This is a genomic window from Streptomyces sp. NBC_00249 (genome assembly GCF_026342355.1).
Taxonomy (GTDB): Bacteria; Actinomycetota; Actinomycetes; order Streptomycetales; family Streptomycetaceae; genus Streptomyces.
Window position 1 is genome coordinate 1,866,453 of record NZ_JAPEMV010000001.1, and the last position, 17,461, is coordinate 1,883,913.

General features: G+C 73.9%; 17 protein-coding genes. 6 read left to right on the forward strand and 11 right to left on the reverse strand.

All coding sequences use genetic code 11. The features are described from left to right. The first annotated feature begins 29 nt into the window (after window positions 1-29). Complete coding sequence (locus OOK31_RS08225) at window positions 30-197, forward strand: hypothetical protein (protein WP_267011674.1); 168 nt, start codon at window positions 30-32, stop codon at window positions 195-197. A 143-nt stretch (window positions 198-340) separates the two neighbouring features. On the opposite strand, the gene OOK31_RS08230 is transcribed toward OOK31_RS08225, so the two are convergent. After that, window positions 341-1,141 (reverse strand): inositol monophosphatase family protein, encoded by an 801-nt coding sequence (locus OOK31_RS08230; protein WP_267011868.1) that lies wholly within the window; start codon window positions 1,139-1,141, stop codon window positions 341-343. A gap of 29 nt (window positions 1,142-1,170) precedes the next feature. After that, window positions 1,171-2,331: a ferrochelatase gene (locus OOK31_RS08235; protein WP_267011675.1), complete on the reverse strand. Its 1,161-nt coding sequence runs from the start codon at window positions 2,329-2,331 to the stop codon at window positions 1,171-1,173. Between the two features lie 182 nt (window positions 2,332-2,513). On the opposite strand from OOK31_RS08235, the gene OOK31_RS08240 reads away from it, so the two are divergent. Next, on the forward strand, window positions 2,514-3,770 hold the full coding sequence (locus OOK31_RS08240) for an MFS transporter (RefSeq protein ID WP_267011676.1): 1,257 nt from the start codon (window positions 2,514-2,516) through the stop codon (window positions 3,768-3,770). Beyond that, on the forward strand, window positions 3,721-5,049 hold the full coding sequence (locus OOK31_RS08245) for a D-arabinono-1,4-lactone oxidase (RefSeq protein WP_267011677.1): 1,329 nt from the start codon (window positions 3,721-3,723) through the stop codon (window positions 5,047-5,049). The genes OOK31_RS08240 and OOK31_RS08245 overlap by 50 nt, the downstream gene beginning before the upstream one ends. A 7-nt stretch (window positions 5,050-5,056) precedes the next feature. Here OOK31_RS08245 and OOK31_RS08250 read toward each other — a convergent pair whose 3' ends face one another. Then, entirely contained in the window at window positions 5,057-5,893 is an 837-nt protein-coding gene (locus tag OOK31_RS08250) for a hypothetical protein (RefSeq protein WP_267011678.1), read from the reverse strand. A 538-nt stretch (window positions 5,894-6,431) separates the two neighbouring features. Between OOK31_RS08250 and sepH the strand changes: the two genes are divergently transcribed. Then, window positions 6,432-7,460, forward strand: a complete 1,029-nt coding sequence (sepH, locus tag OOK31_RS08255) for a septation protein SepH (RefSeq protein WP_267011679.1) — start codon at window positions 6,432-6,434, stop codon at window positions 7,458-7,460. A gap of 58 nt (window positions 7,461-7,518) precedes the next feature. Here the strand turns inward: sepH and OOK31_RS08260 are convergent, their stop codons facing one another. Beyond that, complete coding sequence (locus OOK31_RS08260) at window positions 7,519-8,352, reverse strand: sulfurtransferase (RefSeq protein ID WP_267011680.1); 834 nt, start codon at window positions 8,350-8,352, stop codon at window positions 7,519-7,521. Between the two features lie 177 nt (window positions 8,353-8,529). On the opposite strand from OOK31_RS08260, the gene OOK31_RS08265 reads away from it, so the two are divergent. Continuing rightward, on the forward strand, window positions 8,530-9,312 hold the full coding sequence (locus tag OOK31_RS08265) for a VOC family protein (protein ID WP_267011681.1): 783 nt from the start codon (window positions 8,530-8,532) through the stop codon (window positions 9,310-9,312). Here the strand turns inward: OOK31_RS08265 and OOK31_RS08270 are convergent. Together OOK31_RS08270 and OOK31_RS08275 are read right to left on the reverse strand one after the other, a co-directional pair. Beyond that, window positions 9,309-10,088 (reverse strand): SGNH/GDSL hydrolase family protein, encoded by a 780-nt coding sequence (locus tag OOK31_RS08270; protein WP_267011682.1) that lies wholly within the window; start codon window positions 10,086-10,088, stop codon window positions 9,309-9,311. The two genes, OOK31_RS08265 and OOK31_RS08270, sit on opposite strands and share 4 nt — an antisense overlap. Then, the gene (locus OOK31_RS08275; RefSeq protein ID WP_267011683.1) at window positions 10,075-10,644 is read right to left on the reverse strand and encodes a PadR family transcriptional regulator; all 570 of its coding nucleotides are present in this window, start codon (window positions 10,642-10,644) and stop codon (window positions 10,075-10,077) included. The genes OOK31_RS08270 and OOK31_RS08275 overlap by 14 nt, the downstream gene beginning before the upstream one ends. Before the next feature lie 95 nt (window positions 10,645-10,739). On the opposite strand from OOK31_RS08275, the gene OOK31_RS08280 reads away from it, so the two are divergent. After that, a complete protein-coding gene (locus tag OOK31_RS08280) occupies window positions 10,740-11,198 on the forward strand; it encodes a nuclear transport factor 2 family protein (RefSeq protein ID WP_267011684.1) in 459 nt (152 codons plus the stop codon). A 2-nt stretch (window positions 11,199-11,200) separates the two neighbouring features. Here OOK31_RS08280 and OOK31_RS08285 read toward each other — a convergent pair whose 3' ends face one another. From OOK31_RS08285 to OOK31_RS08305, 5 genes are all read right to left on the reverse strand, one after another. Beyond that, window positions 11,201-11,992, reverse strand: coding sequence for a hypothetical protein (locus tag OOK31_RS08285; RefSeq protein ID WP_267011685.1), 792 nt, complete (start codon window positions 11,990-11,992; stop codon window positions 11,201-11,203). Window positions 11,993-12,065: 73 nt separating this feature from the next. Continuing rightward, entirely contained in the window at window positions 12,066-12,716 is a 651-nt protein-coding gene (locus OOK31_RS08290) for a thymidine kinase (RefSeq protein WP_267011686.1), read from the reverse strand. Between the two features lie 58 nt (window positions 12,717-12,774). After that, window positions 12,775-13,980 carry an alkaline phosphatase family protein gene (locus tag OOK31_RS08295; protein ID WP_267011687.1) on the reverse strand — a complete coding sequence of 402 codons (1,206 nt, stop codon included), beginning with the start codon at window positions 13,978-13,980 and terminating at the stop codon, window positions 12,775-12,777. Continuing rightward, window positions 13,980-14,585 carry a DUF5998 family protein gene (locus OOK31_RS08300; protein ID WP_267011688.1) on the reverse strand — a complete coding sequence of 202 codons (606 nt, stop codon included), beginning with the start codon at window positions 14,583-14,585 and terminating at the stop codon, window positions 13,980-13,982. Before OOK31_RS08300 ends, OOK31_RS08295 begins: the two co-directional genes overlap by 1 nt. A gap of 38 nt (window positions 14,586-14,623) precedes the next feature. Next, entirely contained in the window at window positions 14,624-17,431 is a 2,808-nt protein-coding gene (locus tag OOK31_RS08305) for a bifunctional GNAT family N-acetyltransferase/acetate--CoA ligase family protein (protein WP_267011689.1), read from the reverse strand. Between the last annotated feature and the right edge of the window lie 30 nt (window positions 17,432-17,461).

Sequence of the window (17,461 nt, forward strand, 5' to 3'; positions counted from 1 at the left end):
CCGACCCATGAAGAGGGGGCGCACCCACCATGGACGCATTCACCACGGGTCTCCTGCAGCGCATCAAAGCCACGCAGTCGGACCTCAGCAAGGCCCGTGAGACGGGCGACGACTACCTCGCGGATGTGGAACAGGCCGAGCTGGAAGACCTCCAGCGCCTCGCCGCAGAACACGGCGTACCGGTCTCCGCGGCCTGACCCGAGCACCGAGCACCTGAACTCCGCAGCACCGCAGCACCCGTACCACCACACCCCCGCACGACCCGAACACGCGCACGGACCGGACCCCGGCCGCCCCTCAGGGCTGCCGGGGTCCCTCGTCGTGCCCGCGCCCGCCGGCGTCAGTCGTGCCAGGCCCCGGCCTCCTCCAGCAGCGGCTGGAGCGAGGCGAACACGGCCGGGGAGGCCGCGAGGACCAGTTCCCCCGAGGCCGGCAGCCCGGGCCGCCCGCCGGTCAGGGCGCCCGCCTCCCGGGCGATCAGGTCGCCCGCCGCCAGGTCCCAGGGGTTCAGCCCGCGCTCGTAGTAGCCGTCCAGGCGCCCGGCCGCCACGTCGCACAGGTCGAGCGCCGCCGAGCCGCCGCGCCGGATGTCCCGGACCAGCGGGATGATCCGCGCGGCCACCTCGGCCTGGCGGGCCCGCCGGGTCTGCACGTACCCGAACCCGGTGCCGATCAGCGCCTGGTCCAGCGGTGCGGCGGGCCGGCACGCCAGCCGCACCCCGCCCCGCCAGGCCCCGCCGCCGAGGACGGCGCGGTACGTCTCCCCGCGCATCGGGGCCGCGACCACGCCCACCACCGTCTCGCCCCGGTACTGGGCGGCGATGGAGACGCCCCAGCTCGGCAGGCCGTAGAGGTAGTTGACGGTGCCGTCGAGCGGGTCGACGATCCAGCGCACCCCGCTGGTGCCGGCGACGTCCGCGCCCTCCTCGCCGAGCAGCCCGTCGTGCGGCCGCCGTTCGGCGAGGATGCCGGTGATCAGCTTCTCGGCCGCGATGTCCATCTCGGTCACCACGTCGATGGGGCTCGACTTGGTCGCGGCGACCGCCAGGTCGCCCGGCCTGCCGTCGCGCAGCAGCTCCCCGGCCTGCCGTGCGGCCTCCAGGCCCACGTCCAGCAGTTCGGCCTTCAGGTCCTCGGTGATCACGTCTTCAGAAGTCACGGATCCGCACCCTACGCGTACGGGCTGTCGGCGCCCGCGGCCGCCGGGCGGGGGGCCCGCGCCGGGCAGCAGCCCACGGCGCAGAGGTCCTGGCTCGCCCCGAGCAGCCCGAGCGCGCACCGCTCGAGCGGCTCCCCGCGCTCGGCGGCGGCCCGCTCCAGCACGAGGTCGCGTACGGCCCCGGCGAACCGCGGGTCCGCGCCGACCGTCGCGGAGCGGGCGATCGGCAGGCCCAGCTCGGCGGCCTTCGCCGTCGCCTCCGTGTCGAGGTCGTACAGGACCTCCATGTGGTCGGAGACGAAGCCGATGGGGACCATCACGGCCGCCGGGGCCCCGGCGGCGTGCAGGGCCTCCAGGTGGTCGCAGATGTCCGGCTCCAGCCAGGGGATGTGCGGGGCGCCGCTGCGCGACTGGTAGACGAGCTCCCAGGGCCGCTCCGTGCCCGTCTCCGCCCGGACCGCGTCCGCGACGACCCGGGCGACGTCCAGGTGCTGCGCGACGTACGCACCGCCCTCGCCGTGCTCCTCGACGGGGCCGGAGGTGTCGGCGGCGGCGGTCGGGATGGAGTGGGTGGTGAAGACCAGGTGCGCGCCCTCGCGGACCTCCTCGGGCAGCCCGGCCAGCGAGGCGAGCACCCCGTCGATCATGGGCTGGACGAAGCCGGGGTGGTTGAAGTAGTGCCGGAGCTTGTCCACCCGGGGCAGCTCGGTGACGCCCTCCGCGGCCAGCGCGGCCAGGGCGTCGGCGAGGTTCTCGCGGTACTGGCGGCAGCCCGAGTAGGAGGCGTAGGCGCTGGTCGCCAGGACGGCGATGCGGCGGCGGCCGTCGGCGGCCATCTCGCGCAGCACGTCGGTCAGGTACGGGGCCCAGTTGCGGTTGCCCCAGTAGACCGGCAGGTCCAGCCCGTGCCCGGCGAAGTCCTTGCGCAGGGCGTCGAGCAGCTCGCGGTTCTGGCCGTTGATGGGGCTGACCCCGCCGAAGCCGAAGTAGTGCTGCCCGACCTCCTTGAGCCGCTCGCGCGGGATGCCGCGCCCGCGCGTGACGTTCTCCAGGAACGGCACGACGTCGTCGGGTCCCTCGGGGCCGCCGAAGGACAGCAGCAGGAGGGCGTCGTAGGGGGCGGCGAGGCCTTCGGCCACGGGCGCTTCGGGGGCACGGAGCTGGTCTGACATGCCTCGATCCTGCCACCAGGCGTCCGCGCGGGAGAACCACCCGGTCCGTATGCCGGACGCGCCACAGGTAAGGTGACCCTAAGTTCGAATGTCCGGCCGCGCGCCCAAGCGTCCGGCCCCGTGCGGGTGCCGTTCGGCGGCCGTAACCTGTATGGGCCATCGACGTCCCTTACGGAGAGACCTTGCCCAGTCCCTACCGCGCGATCTTCGCGGCCCCCGGCACCAAAGGGTTCAGCGCCGCCGGCCTCATAGGCCGGCTGCCGATCTCCATGGTGGGCGTCGGCATCCTGACGATGATCTCCGAGATCACCGGCCGCTACGCCATGGCCAGCGCCCTGACCGGCACCCTGGCCCTCGCCGCCGCCTTCATCGGCCCCCAGGTCTCCCGTCTCGTCGACCAGTACGGGCAGCGGCGGGTCCTGCGCCCCGCGACCCTGATATCCGTCGGCGCCGTCGCCGGACTGCTGCTGGCCGCCGCGAACGGCCTCCCGGACTGGACGCTGTTCCTCTTCGCGGCGATCGCGGGCTGCGTGCCCAGCGTCGGCTCGATGATCCGCGCCCGCTGGACCGTGATCTACCGGGACTCCCCGCGCGAACTGCACACCGCGTACTCCTTCGAGTCCGTGGTGGACGAGGTCTGCTTCATCTTCGGCCCGATCCTCGCCATCGGGCTCTCCACCACCTGGTTCCCGGAGGCCGGACCTCTGATCGCGGCCGTCTGCCTGCTCGTCGGCGTCTGGATCCTCACCGCGCAGCGCTCCACCGAGCCCGCCCCGCACCCGCGCGAGGAGGGAGCCGTTCGCACCTCGGCCCTGCGCTCCCCCGGCCTGCAGGTCCTGGCGGCGACCTTCGTGGCGACCGGCGCGATCTTCGGCTCCATCGACGTGTCCACCCTGGCCTTCGCCGAGGAGCAGGGCAGCAAGTCCGCCGCCAGCTTCATCCTGGCGATCTGGGCGGCGGGGTCCTGTATCGCCGGAATCGTCTTCGGCCTGCTGCACCTCAAGGGCAAGGCCGAACGCCGCTGGGTACTGGGCATCTGTGCGATGGCCGTGAGTATGATCCCCCTCCTACTGGCCGGGAACCTTCCGTTTCTGGCCGTGGCGCTCTTCGTCTCGGGCCTCGCCATCGCTCCCACGATGATCACCACGATGGCCCTGATCGAGGCGCACGTACCACGCGCGAAGCTGACCGAGGGCATGACCTGGATCAGCACCGGCCTCGCGGTCGGCGTCGCGCTCGGCTCCTCGGTGACCGGCCTGGTCATCGACGCCGCCGGCGCGAGCCGCGGGTACGTCGTCTCCCTCTCGGCGGGGGCCGCCGCGGCGGCGGTGGCGTTCGCGGGATACCGCCGGTTGACGAGGCCGGCGCAAGGGGAGGAGCCAGCAACCGATGGGGACGGCGACAGCACGGAAGAACAGCGGGGCGACCGGGTGGCGTAACTGGGCGGGGAACGTCACCGCCACCCCGGTCCGCGTGGTGGCCCCGGCCTCGGTCGGGGAGCTCCAGGAGGCGGTCCGCCGGGCCGCCGGGGACGGGCTGCGGGTGAAGGCGGTCGGCACCGGCCACTCCTTCACCGCGGCCGCCGCCACCGACGGGGTGCTCGTACGCCCCCAGGCCCTGGCGGGCATCCGGTCCGTGGACCGGACCGCGGGCACCGTCACGGTGGGGGCCGGAACGGTCCTGAAGGACCTCAACCGGGCCCTGGCCGCACAGGGACTGTCGCTCACGAACATGGGCGACATCATGGAGCAGACGGTCTCCGGCGCCACCAGCACCGGCACGCACGGCACCGGCCGCGACTCGGCCTCCATAGCCGCCCAGATCCGCGGCCTGGAGCTGGTCACGGCCGACGGCACGCTGCTGAGCTGCTCCGAGAAGGAGAATCCCGAGGTCTTCGCGGCCGCCCGGCTCGGCATCGGGGCCCTCGGCATCGTCACCTCGATCACCTTCGCGGTGGAGCCGCTCTTCCTCCTGACCGCCCGTGAGGAGCCGATGGGCTTCGACCGGGTGACCGCCGAGTTCGACCAGCACGTCGCGGAGAACGAGCACTTCGAGTTCTACTGGTTCCCGCACACCGGCAACTGCAACACCAAGCGGAACAACCGCAGCCAGGGACCGGCCGCCCCGCCCGGGGCCGTGAGCGCCTGGGTCGAGGACGAGCTGCTGTCCAACGGCCTCTTCCAGGCCGTCAACTCCCTGGGCCGCGCGGTCCCGGCGACCATCCCCTCCATCGCCCGGATCGCCAGCCGCGCCCTGTCGGCGCGCACCTACACCGACATCCCGTACAAGGTGTTCACCAGCCCGCGCCGGGTGCGGTTCGTGGAGATGGAGTACGCCCTCCCGCGCGAGCGCGTCGTCGAGGCGCTGCGGGAGCTCAAGGCCATGGTCGACCGCTCCGGCCTGCGGATCAGCTTCCCGGTGGAGGTGCGCACGGCCCCGGCCGACGACATCACCCTCTCCACGGCCTCGGGGCGGGAGACCGCCTACATAGCGGTGCACATGTACAAGGGCACCCCGTACCAGGCCTACTTCACGGCGGCCGAGCAGATCTTCACCGCGCACGGCGGACGGCCGCACTGGGGCAAGGTGCACACCCGGGACGCCGAGTACCTCGCCGGGGTCTACCCGCGCTTCGGGGAGTTCACGGCGCTGCGCGACCGACTGGACCCGGACCGGGTGTTCGGCAACGACTACCTGCGGCGGGTACTGGGCGCCTGAGTCCGGGTCAGGGCGCGGCCGGGGACTCCTGGCCGGTGCCGGACCCCGTGCCGGTGCCGGTGCCGGTGCCGGTGCCGGTGCCGGTGCCGGTGCCCGGGGCCTGGGTGGTGCCGCCCGTTCCCGGTTCGCCGGGGGTGGGGCTCCGATCGGGATCCGGGGCGGGCTTCGAGGGGGTCGGCTCCCGCGTCGTCCCGCCCGAGGGGGTCAGGTCCGGCGCCGGGCTGCGGCCTGCGTGGGACGGCGAGGAGCTCGGGGAGGCCCCGGACCCGGGGGTCTTCCCGCCCTTCTCCCCGCGCTCGCCCTTCCCGGTGCCCTCCCGGCCGTCCTCCGTGGAGGAGGGCCGGTGGTCGGCGGCCTTGCGGACACCTCCGGACAGGAGGGTCGCGCCGTCGCTGCTGACCGAGGTGCCCGCGACGGCCTCGTAGGTCCCGAGTCCGCCGATGGCGAGGGCGAAGGCCGCCCCGGAGGCCACCGCCGTGCGCTTCCAGCCCCGTACGCGCGTGCCGTGCACGGTGGCCGTCCCGAACTCCCCCGAGGGCGGGGCCGGGTGCGCGGGCGAGGCCGTCTCCTCGGCCGGGGGTGCCTGACGGCCCCTGGGGCGGGCGCTCTCGCGCAGCTGGTCGCCGGTGCGCCGGAAGAGGTGCTGGATGACGGGCCCGCCCGCGGTGGCGACCACGCTGACGACGCCGGCCCCGAGGATGGTCCCGTAGACGCCGAGCTTCGAGGCGAGGAGGGCCGCCGCGACGGTGGCGAGGGAGGTGCCCGCGATCTGGGTCACGCTCAGATCGAGTTTCCCGCCCCCGGAGTTCTCCGGTCCGGCTTCCTGTCCCGTCTTCTGACCCATCGCCATCCCCTGTGTGTCCCGCCTCTCGCGCTTCTCCTCTTCCAGCAGTTACTGACCCCTGAGCGAAACGGATAGTTCCGGATACGGGGATTCTGTGAAGCAGGACACCCGAAACGGGGTGCGCGCGCAGGTGGGCCCGGATGCGGACCCGATTCCGGGCAGGCCAACTCCCGCCGCCCGGGACAAGTTCGGCGGCGCGGCGGTCCACCCAGGTGGCCCGAATGGAGTACTGTGGCGAGCCCTGGGGCCGTCCTTCCTTACGGATGTCCGGACTCGGGAGAGGGGGCCGGCTGATGGAAAAACGGCACTCAAGACCGGTGATGCCGCGGTATCGCACGGGCTCCTGCTGCGCACAGTAATCAAGCGGTCACTGTGCGTGCCCAACAGGTAACCGTGCCATAACGTCGATCAAGGGCGCATGCCCGACACGCCGGTTTAACTCGGCAAGGTTGTGGCAGGCTGCACCCGGGCAGGCCACACTCGACTAGCGGAAGCAGCGACGCACGTGACGTCGGCAGGCACCACCCGGGAGGTCCCCATGCCCGAACTGCGTGTCGTGGCCGTCTCCAATGACGGAACACGACTGGTGCTCAAGGCTGCGGACAGCACGGAGTACACGCTTCCGATCGACGAGCGGCTGCGGGCTGCCGTGCGCAATGACCGCGCGCGCCTGAACCAGATCGAGATCGAGGTGGAGAGCCACCTCCGCCCCCGCGACATCCAGGCCCGCATACGGGCCGGTGCCTCCGCGGAGGAGGTCGCCCAGCTCGCCGGCATCCCGGTCGACCGGGTCCGCCGCTTCGAGGGCCCCGTGCTGGCCGAGCGCGCCTTCATGGCGGAGCGGGCCCGCAAGACCCCCGTACGCCGCCCCGGCGAGAACACCGGACCCCAGCTCGGCGAGGCCGTGCAGGAGCGGCTCACGCTGCGCGGCGCCGACAAGGACTCCGTCCAGTGGGACTCGTGGCGCCGCGACGACGGCACCTGGGAGGTCCTCCTGGTCTACCGGGTCGCGGCCGAAATGCACTCCGCGAGCTGGACGTACGACCCGCCGCGCCGGCTGGTCGTCGCGGTCGACGACGAGGCCCGCTCGCTGATCGGCGAGTCGGACGACCTGCCGTCGACCCCGGAGCCCAGCTTCCCCTTCGTGCCGCGGATCGCCCGGCTGCCGCGCGACCGCCCGCTGGACCGCGCGCTCGACCGGCAGATGGAACGTCCCGTCCCGCCCGCTCCGCCGGAGCCCGAGGAGGAACGGGACACGCTGACCAGCCTGCTGGAGGCCGTACCGAGCTTCCGGGGCGACCTGGTGGTCCCGGACCGCACCGAGCGCGCCGATCTCCCGGCGGAGGAGCCGGAGAGCGAGGAACCCCCGGCGGCGGCCGCGTCGGCCGGAGCCGGTACGGCGTACGCGGACGTGCTGATGCCGCGTACCGTGGCGGGCCACCGCGACCGGCTGACCGGGACGACGGACCGTCAGGCCGAGGCCGACGGGGTCCGTCCGGGGCGCCGCGCGGCGGTGCCCAGCTGGGACGAGATCGTCTTCGGCACCCGGCGCAAGAAGCAGGAGTAGCCCGGTCCGGCGGCGCCCCCTCCGCGGGGCGCCGCCGGGTGCCGGCCGCCCGGTCCCGTCAGGGGTTCGGGCCCGTGGCCACGGGACGCTCCGGGTCCGAGGACCAGTGCGACCAGCTGCCCGCGTACAGGGCCGCCGGGATGCCCGCCACCTCCAGGGCCAGCACTTCGTGCGCGCCCGAGACCCCCGATCCGCAGTAGACGCCGACCGCGGTGTCCTGCTCCGCGCCCAGGGCGGCGAAGCGGGCGCGCAGGGCGTCGGCGGGCAGGAACCTGCCGTCCGCCCCGACGTTCTCCGTGGTCGGGGCCGACACCGCGCCCGGGATGTGGCCGCCGACCGGGTCGATCGGCTCCACCTCTCCCCGGTAGCGCTCGCCCGCGCGTGCGTCGAGCAGGAGTCCGGAACGGGCCAGCGCGGCGGCCGCGTCCGCGTCGAGCAGACCCGACGCCCCCGGGTTTGGCTTGAAATCGCCCTCCGCCGGTGCCGGCGCGTCGGCGGTCACCGCGCCGCCCTCCGCCGTCCACGCGGCCAGGCCGCCGTCCAGCACGCGCACCGCCGCGTGACCCGTCCAGCGCAGCAGCCACCAGGCGCGCGCGGCGGCCCAGCCCTGACCGCCGTCGTACACGACCACGGGCTCGCCGGCGCGGACCCCGGCCCGGCGCATCACGGCACCGAAGGCTTCCGGATCCGGCAGCGGGTGGCGGCCGCCCGACCCGGGCGGACCTGCCAGTTCGCGGTCCAGGTCGACGTACACGGCGCCGGGCAGGTGGCCCGCCTCGTAGGCGGGGCGCTGGTCGGGGCCGCCCAGCTGCCAGCGGATGTCCAGGAGGACCGGCGGGCGGGAGCCGGCCAGCTCGCTCTTCAGTTCGGAGGCCGAGAGGATCGCAGTCATGGGCCCATCTTCCTCCCCCGCTCCAGGGCCGTGTAACGAGCCGGACATCGACGGGCCGCAGTGATTCGGTCATCTCTGTCCCGGGCCCTCATCACCCGGCCGGTCGGGGCGCGGCGGGCGCCCCGGAGTGGAAGCATCTGCGGGGGAGAACGGGCCACGACGGAGGAGAAGGCTGACATGACCGAGGCAGCGGGGGCTTCACGGCGCCCGCCCGGCACACCGTGCTGGGTGAGCCTGATGGTGCACGGCCTGGGGAGCACCGAGGACTTCTACGCCGACCTCTTCGGCTGGGAGTACGAGCCGGGCCCCGCCCAGCTCGGCCCGTACATCCGGGCCTTCCTCGACGGCCAGGAGGTGGCCGGCATCGGCGAGATGCCGCCGGACCGGCACCTGCCGGTCTCCTGGACGACGTACTTCGCCACGGACGATGCCGATGTCACCGCCGAGGCGATCCGCTCCTGCGGCGGCACCGTGGCGGTGGGCCCGCTGGACGCGGGGGCGGCGGGCCGGGTGGCGATCTGCTCCGACCCGCTGGGCGCGATCTTCGGCATCTGGCAGGCCGGGGCGCAGTGGGACACCCGGCGCCAGGGGGCACCGGGCAGCCCGGTGTGGAACGAGCTGGTCACCCAGGAGGCCTCGACGGTCGCCAAGTTCTACCAGCACGTCTTCGGCCACGAGGCCGAGCGGCACGCCGGGGCCTCCGTCGACTTCGACCACCTGACGCTGCGTCTGGACGGGCGGCCCGTCGCCGCCGTGCGCGGGGTCGGCCGGTCGCTGCCGCACGACCGGGGGCCGCACTGGATGACGTACTTCGCGGTCGAGGATACGGACGCGGCCGCCGCCAAGGTGGCCGCGCTGGGCGGCGGTGTCGTCGCCCCGCCGCACGACGGGCCGGACGGGCGGACCGCGACGGTCACCGACCCCGAGGGAGCGGTGTTCAGCCTGATCCAGACCGCCTAGGCGGCGGTGAGGGGCAGGAGCGCGGGCCGCTTGGCGGTGCGGCCGTCGCCGGATGAGGTGCCGCGCAGGCGGCGGCCGAGCCAGGGGCCGAGGAAGCCGGCCGCCCAGCCCAGTTCGGCCGCGACGGCCTGGACGGGGGTGCGGGCGGGGCGGGGCGGCAGGGGGCTGGACCAGGTGTCGTCGCTGCCGGGCAGGTCCAGCGTCCGCGCGAGGGCGGCGGCGATCCGGGCGTGGCCGAGCGGACTGGCGTGGAGCCGGTCCGGGGCCCACAGCCGGGGGTCGGTGGAGACGGCCTCGCGGCCCGTCTCGCAGACCAGGACGCCGTGCCGGGCGGCGGCCGCGCGGATGTGGTCGTTGAGCGCGACGACCCGGGAGCCCAGCGGCCGGGCCAGGGGCACGAGCCGCGTCACGTCGGGGAAGGTCACGGTGACCACCCGGGCCCCGGTGGCGGTGAGCGCCGCGAACATGTCCTCCAGCTCCCCCGCCACCCGCGCCGCCTCGAACCGGGGCCGCAGCAGGTCGTTGACCCCGGCGACGACGGTGGCCAGGTCGGGGCGCAGCTCCAGGGCGGGGGCCAGCTGCCCGGTGCGGACCTGGGCGGCGGTCCGGCCCCGGACGGCCAGGTTCGCGTAGAGCAGGCCGGGGTGGGCGGCGGCGAGGTGCTCGGCGAACCGGTCGGCGAAGCCGCGCAGGCCGACGGTGTCGTCCCCGTCGCCGAGTCCTTCGGTCTGGCTGTCGCCGAGGGCGACGTAGCGCAGGTGGTCAGTGGCCGGCACGGGCGCTGCTCCTCTGTCTCAGTACGGTGGCGGTGCGGCGGCACCAGTCCCGGTGGCCCTGCTCGAAGGCCAGGCCGCGCTGGCAGGTGAGGTACGCGCCGATGCGTTCGCCGTGCAGGAGGTACGTCTCCTCGTCGGCCTCGCCGCGCATCTTGCGCTGGATCTTGAGCAGCAGCTCGATCTTGGCGTCGGCGGCGACGGCCCGCTGCTCCAGCTGTTCGATGACGGGGGCGGTGCCGATGCGGTCGGCGTTCTGGACCTTGACGAGGAGGTCGTCCCTGATGGAGGAGGCCTTCACCGGAGCCTCGGCGAAGGACTCCAGCTCGGCGCGGCCGGCCTCGGTGACGTGGAACAGCCGCTTGTTGGGCCGGGTCTCCTGGACCACCTGCCGTCCCGCGACCAGGCCGTCCTTCTCCAGCTTGGCCAGCTCGGCGTACAGCTGCTGGGGCAGGGCGTGCCAGAAGTTCGCGACGCCGATGTCGAAGGTCTTCGCCAGCTCGTACCCGCTGCACTCGCCGTCCAGCAGCGCCGCCAGCACCGCGTGCTTCAAGGCCATCGCTGCGTCGCCCCCTTCCTTTTCGCCGTCGGTCTCGGCATCATACTCAAAAAAGTAACTAGTCAGATTCTTGAGTATCACAACGAGGAGGGGCCATGGAGCAGGAGACGGCTCGGGAGACGACCCGGGAGACGGCCGAGCGCTTCCGTACGGCCATCGAGAAGCGCGATCTCGCCGCGCTGGACGATCTGTTCACCGAGGACATCCGCCTCTACAGCCCGGTGAAGTTCGTCCCCTTCGAGGGCAAGCCGATGGTGCTGGGACTCTTCGGGGTCCTGCTGCGGGTCTTCGAAGACCTGCGCTACCTCGGCCGGCTGGAGGGCGAGGCCGAGACCGGCGCGGACGGCGAGCAGGCGCCGTCGGTGATCCTGCCGTTCCGTGCCGTGGTGGGCGGGAAGCAGATCCACGGGATCGACCTGCTCCAGCTCGACGACGCGGGCCGGGTCAAGGAGTTCACCGTGATGGTGCGCCCCCAGTCCGCCGTGCAGGCGCTGGGCCAGGCGGTCATGGCGGGCCTGGTGGCCGACGGCCTGGTCCCGGCGCCGCCGGAGTAGCCCTACGGCGTACGGCGCGGGGGCCGGCCGAGCGCCACGCGTACGGTGATCCCGTAGCGCACGCGCAGCCTGCGCAGCTCCCACATCGACAGGGCCGTCACCGACAGCGGCGGCCCGGCCAGGAACAGCAGCCGCACCACCGGCGGGGCGGTCACGGGCGGGGCGTCGAAGAGCTGCACCGCGCACATCGACCACACCAGCACCGGCGAGATCAGCGGGGGCAGCACCTCGTGCACGTCGGCGGTGCGGAAGGTGTGGTGCACGCAGAGCACGGCCGAGGCGATGGCGAACGGCAGCAGGACCAGGGTGACCAGCCCCGCCGCCGGCCCCAGCAGCTCCGGCCCGAACTGCACGCTGGCCCACAGCAGCAGGGCGGTCCCGAAGAGCGCCCCGAGCGCGGTCAGCGGACCGCGCAGGCGCGCCCGGTAGAAGGCGGGACCGGGCCGCCGGGCGCTCAGCACGAAGCCGGTGAGCGCGATCGGCCCGAGGACGAGGAGCATCCCGGCGCTCATGACCATCTCGACTATCTTGCCCTCGACGACCGCGCCGGCGGACTCGCGCAGCGGGTAGGCATAGACCAGCCAGAGGGTGGCCAGCACGCCGATGGAGGTCCGGGCGATCTGCGCCCGCTCGATGGCCGGGTCGACGAGCCGGTCGGGGCGCACGGGCCGGTGGATCCGGGCGGCGAGGGCGAGCGGCACCACCACCAGGGGAGCCACCACCACCCCCAGACACCCCAGCCGCCGCTGCCGGGCCGGCGGCGGCGCCGAGGCCCATCGTTCGTTCGCGCGCATGTGGTTCGCCCCCCTGCCGATGATGATCACCGCATCATAGGACGGGCACCGGACCTGCCGGGGGCGGCGGTGGTCAGGCGTGGTTGACCGGGAGGACGTCCGGGGAGAGGGCGCTCGCGTGGGCCGCGGCGGAGGTCATGCGGCGGCGGTGGTGGCGGCGGCAGAGGACCTCGTAGCCGATCTCCTCCGCCGGGCGGTTGACGTCGCCGACCACCACCTGGGCGCCCTCGACTACCATCTCGCCGCCCACCGTCCGGGCGTTGTGGGTGGCGCGGGCGCCGCACCAGCACAGGGCCTCGACCTGGAGCTGCTCCAGGCGGTCCGCCAGCTCGATCAGCCGCTGCGAGCCGGGGAAGAGCTTGGTGCGGAAGTCCGTGGTGATGCCGAAGGCGAAGACGTCCATGTCCAGGTCGTCGACGATGCGGGCGAGCTGGTCGATCTGGGCCGGGGCCAGGAACTGGGCCTCGTCCACGATCACGTAGTCGGCCTTGCCGCCCTTGGAGAGCTCGGAGACCAGGTACGCGTACAGGTCCATGCCCTCGGCGGCCTCGACGGCCTCCGTCACCAGGCCGAGGCGGGAGGACAGCTTGCCCTCGCCCGCCCGGTCGTCGCGTGTGAAGATCACGCCCACCAGGCCGCGCGCCGAGCGGTTGTGGGTGATTTGCAGAGCCAGAGTGCTCTTTCCGCAGTCCATCGTTCCGGAGAAGAACACCAGCTCGGGCATGGGAAGTACGGGACCTTTCAGGTCGGTGGGCGGAACGGGGGGAGGAGGCGGCGGCCGGTCAGGTACGGACTTCGAGCAGCGGGACCAGCTGCTCGGCCGCCGTCATCGAGCCGTGCATGCCGGCGAGCGCCGACTCGTTGGGCTCGTTGCGGGAGGCGGTGATCGCCACGTCCGCCTGGGCGGCCGCGATCACGTCGCCGAGCCGGCCGAGGACGCGCTCGTCGCACTCCCCCGGTGCTCCGAACCAGCCCAGTTCCAGGGCCTCTTCGCGGCTCGCGACCCAGAACCGGTCGCCGAGCACCTCGCGCCACACGGTCAGGACGTCGGCCTCGGCGCCCGGTACCGCGTACACGTGCCGGGCCCGGCCCTCGCCGCCCAGCAGGGCCACGCCCGCGCCCAGCTCCCAGTCCTCGTCGAAGTCGATCCGGGAGTCCTCGTCGAAGGGGATGTCGACCATGCCGTGGTCGGCGGTCACGTACAGCGCGGTGCGCGGCGGCAGCTGCTCGGCGAGCCGCTGCACGAGCCGGTCGACGTACATGAGCTGGCCGCGCCAGGCGTCGGAGTCCACTCCGTGCCGGTGGCCGGCCCCGTCGAGTTCGCTGTAGTACGTGTACACGAGCGAGCGCTCACCGGCCGCGAGCTGGATCGCCGCGAGGTCCATCCGCTCCTCGCCGGTCATCCGGCCGTGGAAGGTGCCGCCGCTGAGGGCGACCTTCGTGAGCGGGGTGGTCTGGAAGGCGGGCGAGGACACCTGCGCCGTGTGCACGCCGGCCGCGTCCGCGAGCTGGAACACGGTCGGGTACGGCTGCCAGGCCTTCGGCGGGGTCCAGGGCTGCCAGCGGAGCTGGTTCATCAGCTCGCCGGAGGCCGGATTGCGCACGGTGTAGCCGGGCAGGCCGTGCCGGGCGGGGGGCAGGCCGGTGCCGACGGAGGCCAGGGAGGTGGCGGTGGTCGCCGGGAAGCCCGCGGTGATCGGGCGGCCGGTGCCGCCGCGCGAGCTCGCGAGGAGGGAGGTCAGGTACGGGGCTTCCTGCGGGTGGGCCTTGATCTGCTCCCAGCCCATGCCGTCGACCAGGAACACGCAGTTCCGGTCGGCCGGGGCCAGCTCGGAGATCCCGGCGGTGAGGCCGGGTACGCCCTGGCCCGCCGCCAGGGTCGGCAGCAGGTCCGCGAGCGAGCCGGTCCCGTAGTGCGGGACCGGGGCGCCGGCGAGGTCGAGCAGTTCCGGTTCGTCCTGCCAGTTCGGCGGCGCGGAGTACGACATCAGCGGGCGGGGCCCGACGTGGCCGCGGTGGCCTCGGAGAGGGCCTGCGCGAAGGCCAGGGTCTGGCGCACCGTCTCGGGACCGTCGCCGGCCTCGCTGACGCGCAGGCTCAGGTCGTCGGCGGTGGAGTTGCCGGTGTAGCCGTGGTCGGAGTCACAGTTCGGGTCGCCGCAGGCGGCGGGCTCCAGGTCGATGCGCGAGACCGCGCCCCAGCCGATGGTCAGGACGACCTCGCGGGGGGTCTGGCCCGGGGTGTAGGACTCCGGGTTCGCCACGACGCGGCTGAGCACCACGGAGGAGATGCCGGACAGCTTGACCGACTCGGTGGAGGTGGTGGCGTACGGCGACGGGGACCCGGCGTCGGCGGCCTGCTCGTCGGTGTGGCTGACGATGAAGCGGTTGCCGGTCAGGACCAGGACGGTGACGTGCCGGCGCACCTCGTTGGAGTCGAAGGTGGTCTCCTGGTGGACCAGGTACGACGAGATCGGCTCGCCGCCCACAGCGGCCTCAACCGCCTCGGCCACGAGGGCCGGGTAGTAGCCGCTGCGCTCGATCGCCGCGCGCAGCCCCTGGGTCGTCGTACCGGATTTCGCCATGAGGTCCATCCTAAGGCCCTTACGGGGTCCCCCTACCTGCCCTGTGCTCAGTAGCTGGGCAGGGTGCGCGGTCCGAGGTCGCTCCGGGCGGGCGGGTGGGCGAGGCGCACGGTGGCGCTGAGCACGGAGAGTCCTTCCGTGGCGACGACGACGGGCTCCAGCGAGACCCCCGTCACCTCGGGGTGGTCGTCCACGAGGCGGGACAGCCGCAGCAGAAGTTCCTCCAGCGCGGGGGTGTCGACGGGGTCGCTGCCGCGCCAGCCGAAGAGGAGGGGTGCGGTGCGGATGGACCGGATCAGGGCGGCCACGTCGCGGTCGGTTGCCGGAACCAGCCGGTGCGCGGTGTCCCCGAGCAGCTCGGAGGCGACTCCGGCGAGCCCGAAGGTGAGGACGGCTCCGGCGGCGGGGTCGACGACGGAGCGGACGACGGTGTCCACCCCGCGCGGCACCATCGCCTGGACCACGGGGAGCAGCTCGGCCGGCTTGCCGAGGGCGTCGGTGAGTTCCTCGTACGAACGTCTGAGGTCGGCTTCGGTGGCCAGGTCGAGGCGTACGCCGCCCAGGTCGGCGCGGTGGCGCAGGTGCGGGGCGGTGGTCTTGAGGGCGACCGGGTAGCCGAGGATCCGGGCCGCGCGGACGGCGGCGTCGGCGCTGGGGGCGGGCAGGGTGGGCGGGACCCGGATCCCGTAGCGGGCGAGGAGCTCGCGGGCGTCGGGCTCGTCCAGGGTCAAGGCCGTGCCCTCCTCGACGTCGGCCAGCAGGGCGGCGAGCTGGGCAGCGGCTCCGCCCTCGTCGATGTCCTCGTACTCGGGGACCTGCCCGGCCTCGGCGGTGGCGCGGCGCCACTGCCCGTAGCGGACTGCTTCGGCGACGGCCTTCACGGCCCGCTCGGCGGCGGGATAGGCGGGGATCCGCCCGGCGGGGGCCTCCCCCGCGGGCACCTGAGCCGCCGCCGGTGCGGGGTCGGGCCGCGGGGCGGGGGCCGCCGGCGCGGGAGCGGGCGCGGGCGGGGCGGCGCCCGCGGCGGACAGCGCCTCCACCAGCTCGGCGAGTTCCACGTGCACCACCGCCACCGGCTTGCCCGGGATCTCGGCCACCGCCTCCCGCAGGGCCTCCGCCAGCTCGTCGGCCAGCGCGCGCTCGCTCACCCACGGGATCGCGGTGACGACGACGGCGTCGCAGTCGTCGGAGGCCAGCGCCGCCGTGAGGGCGGCGCGGAAGTCGGCCGGGGAGGCCGCCGTGGTCAGGTCGAGCGGGGGCAGCGGGCGCAGCCCCTCCGTCAGGCAGGCGTCGTAGGTGAGCACCCCGAGGGACTCGGAGTTGCCGAGGATGGCCACGCGGGGTCCGGCGGGCAGCGGCTGCCCGGCCAGCAGCAGGCCGACGTCGACCAGCTCGGTGACGGTGTCGACCCGGATGACTCCGGCCTGGCTCAGCAGCTCGGAGACGGTGGCGTCGGGGAGCCGGGTGTCGGGGACGACGTGCCCGGCGGGGGTGTGGCGGCCGCCGCGGGCGACGACCACCGGTTTGACGGCGGAGGTGCGGCGGGCGAGGCGGGTGAACTTGCGGGGGTTGCCGAGGGTCTCCAGGTACATCAGGGCGACGTCGGTGGAGTCGTCGTCGTACCAGTACTGGAGGATGTCGTTGCCGGAGACGTCGGCCCGGTTCCCGGCGGAGACGAAGGACGACAGGCCCTCGCCGCGCCGCAGCAGTCCGGACAGCAGGGCGATGCCGATGGCGCCGGACTGGGTGAACAGTCCGATCCGGCCGCGCGCGGTGGCGGGGACCGGGGCGAGCGAGGCGTTGAGTTCGACGGCCGGGGCGGTGTTGATCACCCCGAAGGCGTTCGGTCCGATCAGCCGCATCCCGTACGAGCGCACCTGCCGCACCAGTTGGCGCTGGCGGGCGAGGCCGTCCGGGCCGCTCTCGCCGTATCCGGCCGACAGGACGACCAGGCCCTGGACGCCGTGGTCCCCGCAGGCGGCGACGGCGTCGGGGACCCGGTCCGCCGGTACGGCGATGACGGCGAGGTCGACCGGGGCCGCGATGTCGGCGACGGTGCGGTAGGCCCGTACGCCGTCCAGCAGGTCCCCTTCCATGCCGGGGGCGCGGGCTTCGTTGACGGCGTAGAGGTGGCCGTGGAAGCCGCCGTCGCGCAGGTTGCGCAGGGCGGCGGAGCCCACGCCGGAGCCGGAGCGGCTGACGCCGATCACGGCGACCGAGCCGGGGGCCAGCAGCCGTTGGACGGAGCGGGCCTCGGCGCGCTGTTCGCGGGCGCGCTGCACGGCGAGGGACTCGGCGGTGGGTTCGAGGTCGAGGGTGAGGTGGACGGAGCCGTCCTCGAAGCTGCGCTTCTGCTGGTAGCCGACGTCCGTGAACACCTTGATCATCTTGGTGTTGGCGGGCAGCACCTCGGCGGCGAACCGGCGGATGCCGCGCTCGCGGGCGACCGCGCCAATGTGTTCGAGGAGGGCGGAGGCGACCCCGCGGCCCTGGTGGGCGTCCTGGACGAGGAAGGCGACCTCGGCCTCGTCGGCGGGGGTGGAGGCGGGGCGGCCGTCCGGGCCGATGCGGTCGAAGCGGACGGTGCCGATGAACTCCCCGCCGATGGTGGCGGCGAGGCCGACCCGGTCCACGTAGTCGTGGTGCGTGAAGCGGTGCACGTCGCGGTCGGAGAGCCGGGGGTAGGGGGCGAAGAAGCGGTAGTACTTCGACTCGTCCGAGACCTGCTCGTAGAAGCTGACCAGGCGGTCCGCGTCCTCGGTGGTGATGGGGCGGATCCGGGCCGTGCCGCCGTCGCGCAGCACGACGTCCGCTTCCCAGTGGGCCGGGTACGAGGGGTCCGACGCGGTGGTCATGGGGCCACCCTAAGGGGCGGACCGCCGGGG

Bases quoted from the DNA above. Each gene is read 5' to 3' on its own strand.
- OOK31_RS08235 (WP_267011675.1), bottom strand. From the start codon at position 2,331: ATGTCAGACCAGCTCCGTGCCCCCGAAGCGCCCGTGGCCGAAGGCCTC.
- OOK31_RS08305 (WP_267011689.1), bottom strand. From the start codon at position 17,431: ATGACCACCGCGTCGGACCCCTCGTACCCGGCCCACTGGGAAGCGGAC.
- sepH (WP_267011679.1), top strand. From the start codon at position 6,432: ATGCCCGAACTGCGTGTCGTGGCCGTCTCCAATGACGGAACACGACTG.
- OOK31_RS08260 (WP_267011680.1), bottom strand. From the start codon at position 8,352: ATGACTGCGATCCTCTCGGCCTCCGAACTGAAGAGCGAGCTGGCCGGC.
- OOK31_RS08245 (WP_267011677.1), top strand. From the start codon at position 3,721: ATGGGGACGGCGACAGCACGGAAGAACAGCGGGGCGACCGGGTGGCGT.
- OOK31_RS08275 (WP_267011683.1), bottom strand. From the start codon at position 10,644: ATGGCCTTGAAGCACGCGGTGCTGGCGGCGCTGCTGGACGGCGAGTGC.
- OOK31_RS08295 (WP_267011687.1), bottom strand. From the start codon at position 13,980: ATGTCGTACTCCGCGCCGCCGAACTGGCAGGACGAACCGGAACTGCTC.
- OOK31_RS08250 (WP_267011678.1), bottom strand. From the start codon at position 5,893: ATGGGTCAGAAGACGGGACAGGAAGCCGGACCGGAGAACTCCGGGGGC.
- OOK31_RS08225 (WP_267011674.1), top strand. From the start codon at position 30: ATGGACGCATTCACCACGGGTCTCCTGCAGCGCATCAAAGCCACGCAG.
- OOK31_RS08265 (WP_267011681.1), top strand. From the start codon at position 8,530: ATGACCGAGGCAGCGGGGGCTTCACGGCGCCCGCCCGGCACACCGTGC.
- OOK31_RS08300 (WP_267011688.1), bottom strand. From the start codon at position 14,585: ATGGACCTCATGGCGAAATCCGGTACGACGACCCAGGGGCTGCGCGCG.
- OOK31_RS08285 (WP_267011685.1), bottom strand. From the start codon at position 11,992: ATGCGCGCGAACGAACGATGGGCCTCGGCGCCGCCGCCGGCCCGGCAG.
- OOK31_RS08290 (WP_267011686.1), bottom strand. From the start codon at position 12,716: ATGCCCGAGCTGGTGTTCTTCTCCGGAACGATGGACTGCGGAAAGAGC.
- OOK31_RS08280 (WP_267011684.1), top strand. From the start codon at position 10,740: ATGGAGCAGGAGACGGCTCGGGAGACGACCCGGGAGACGGCCGAGCGC.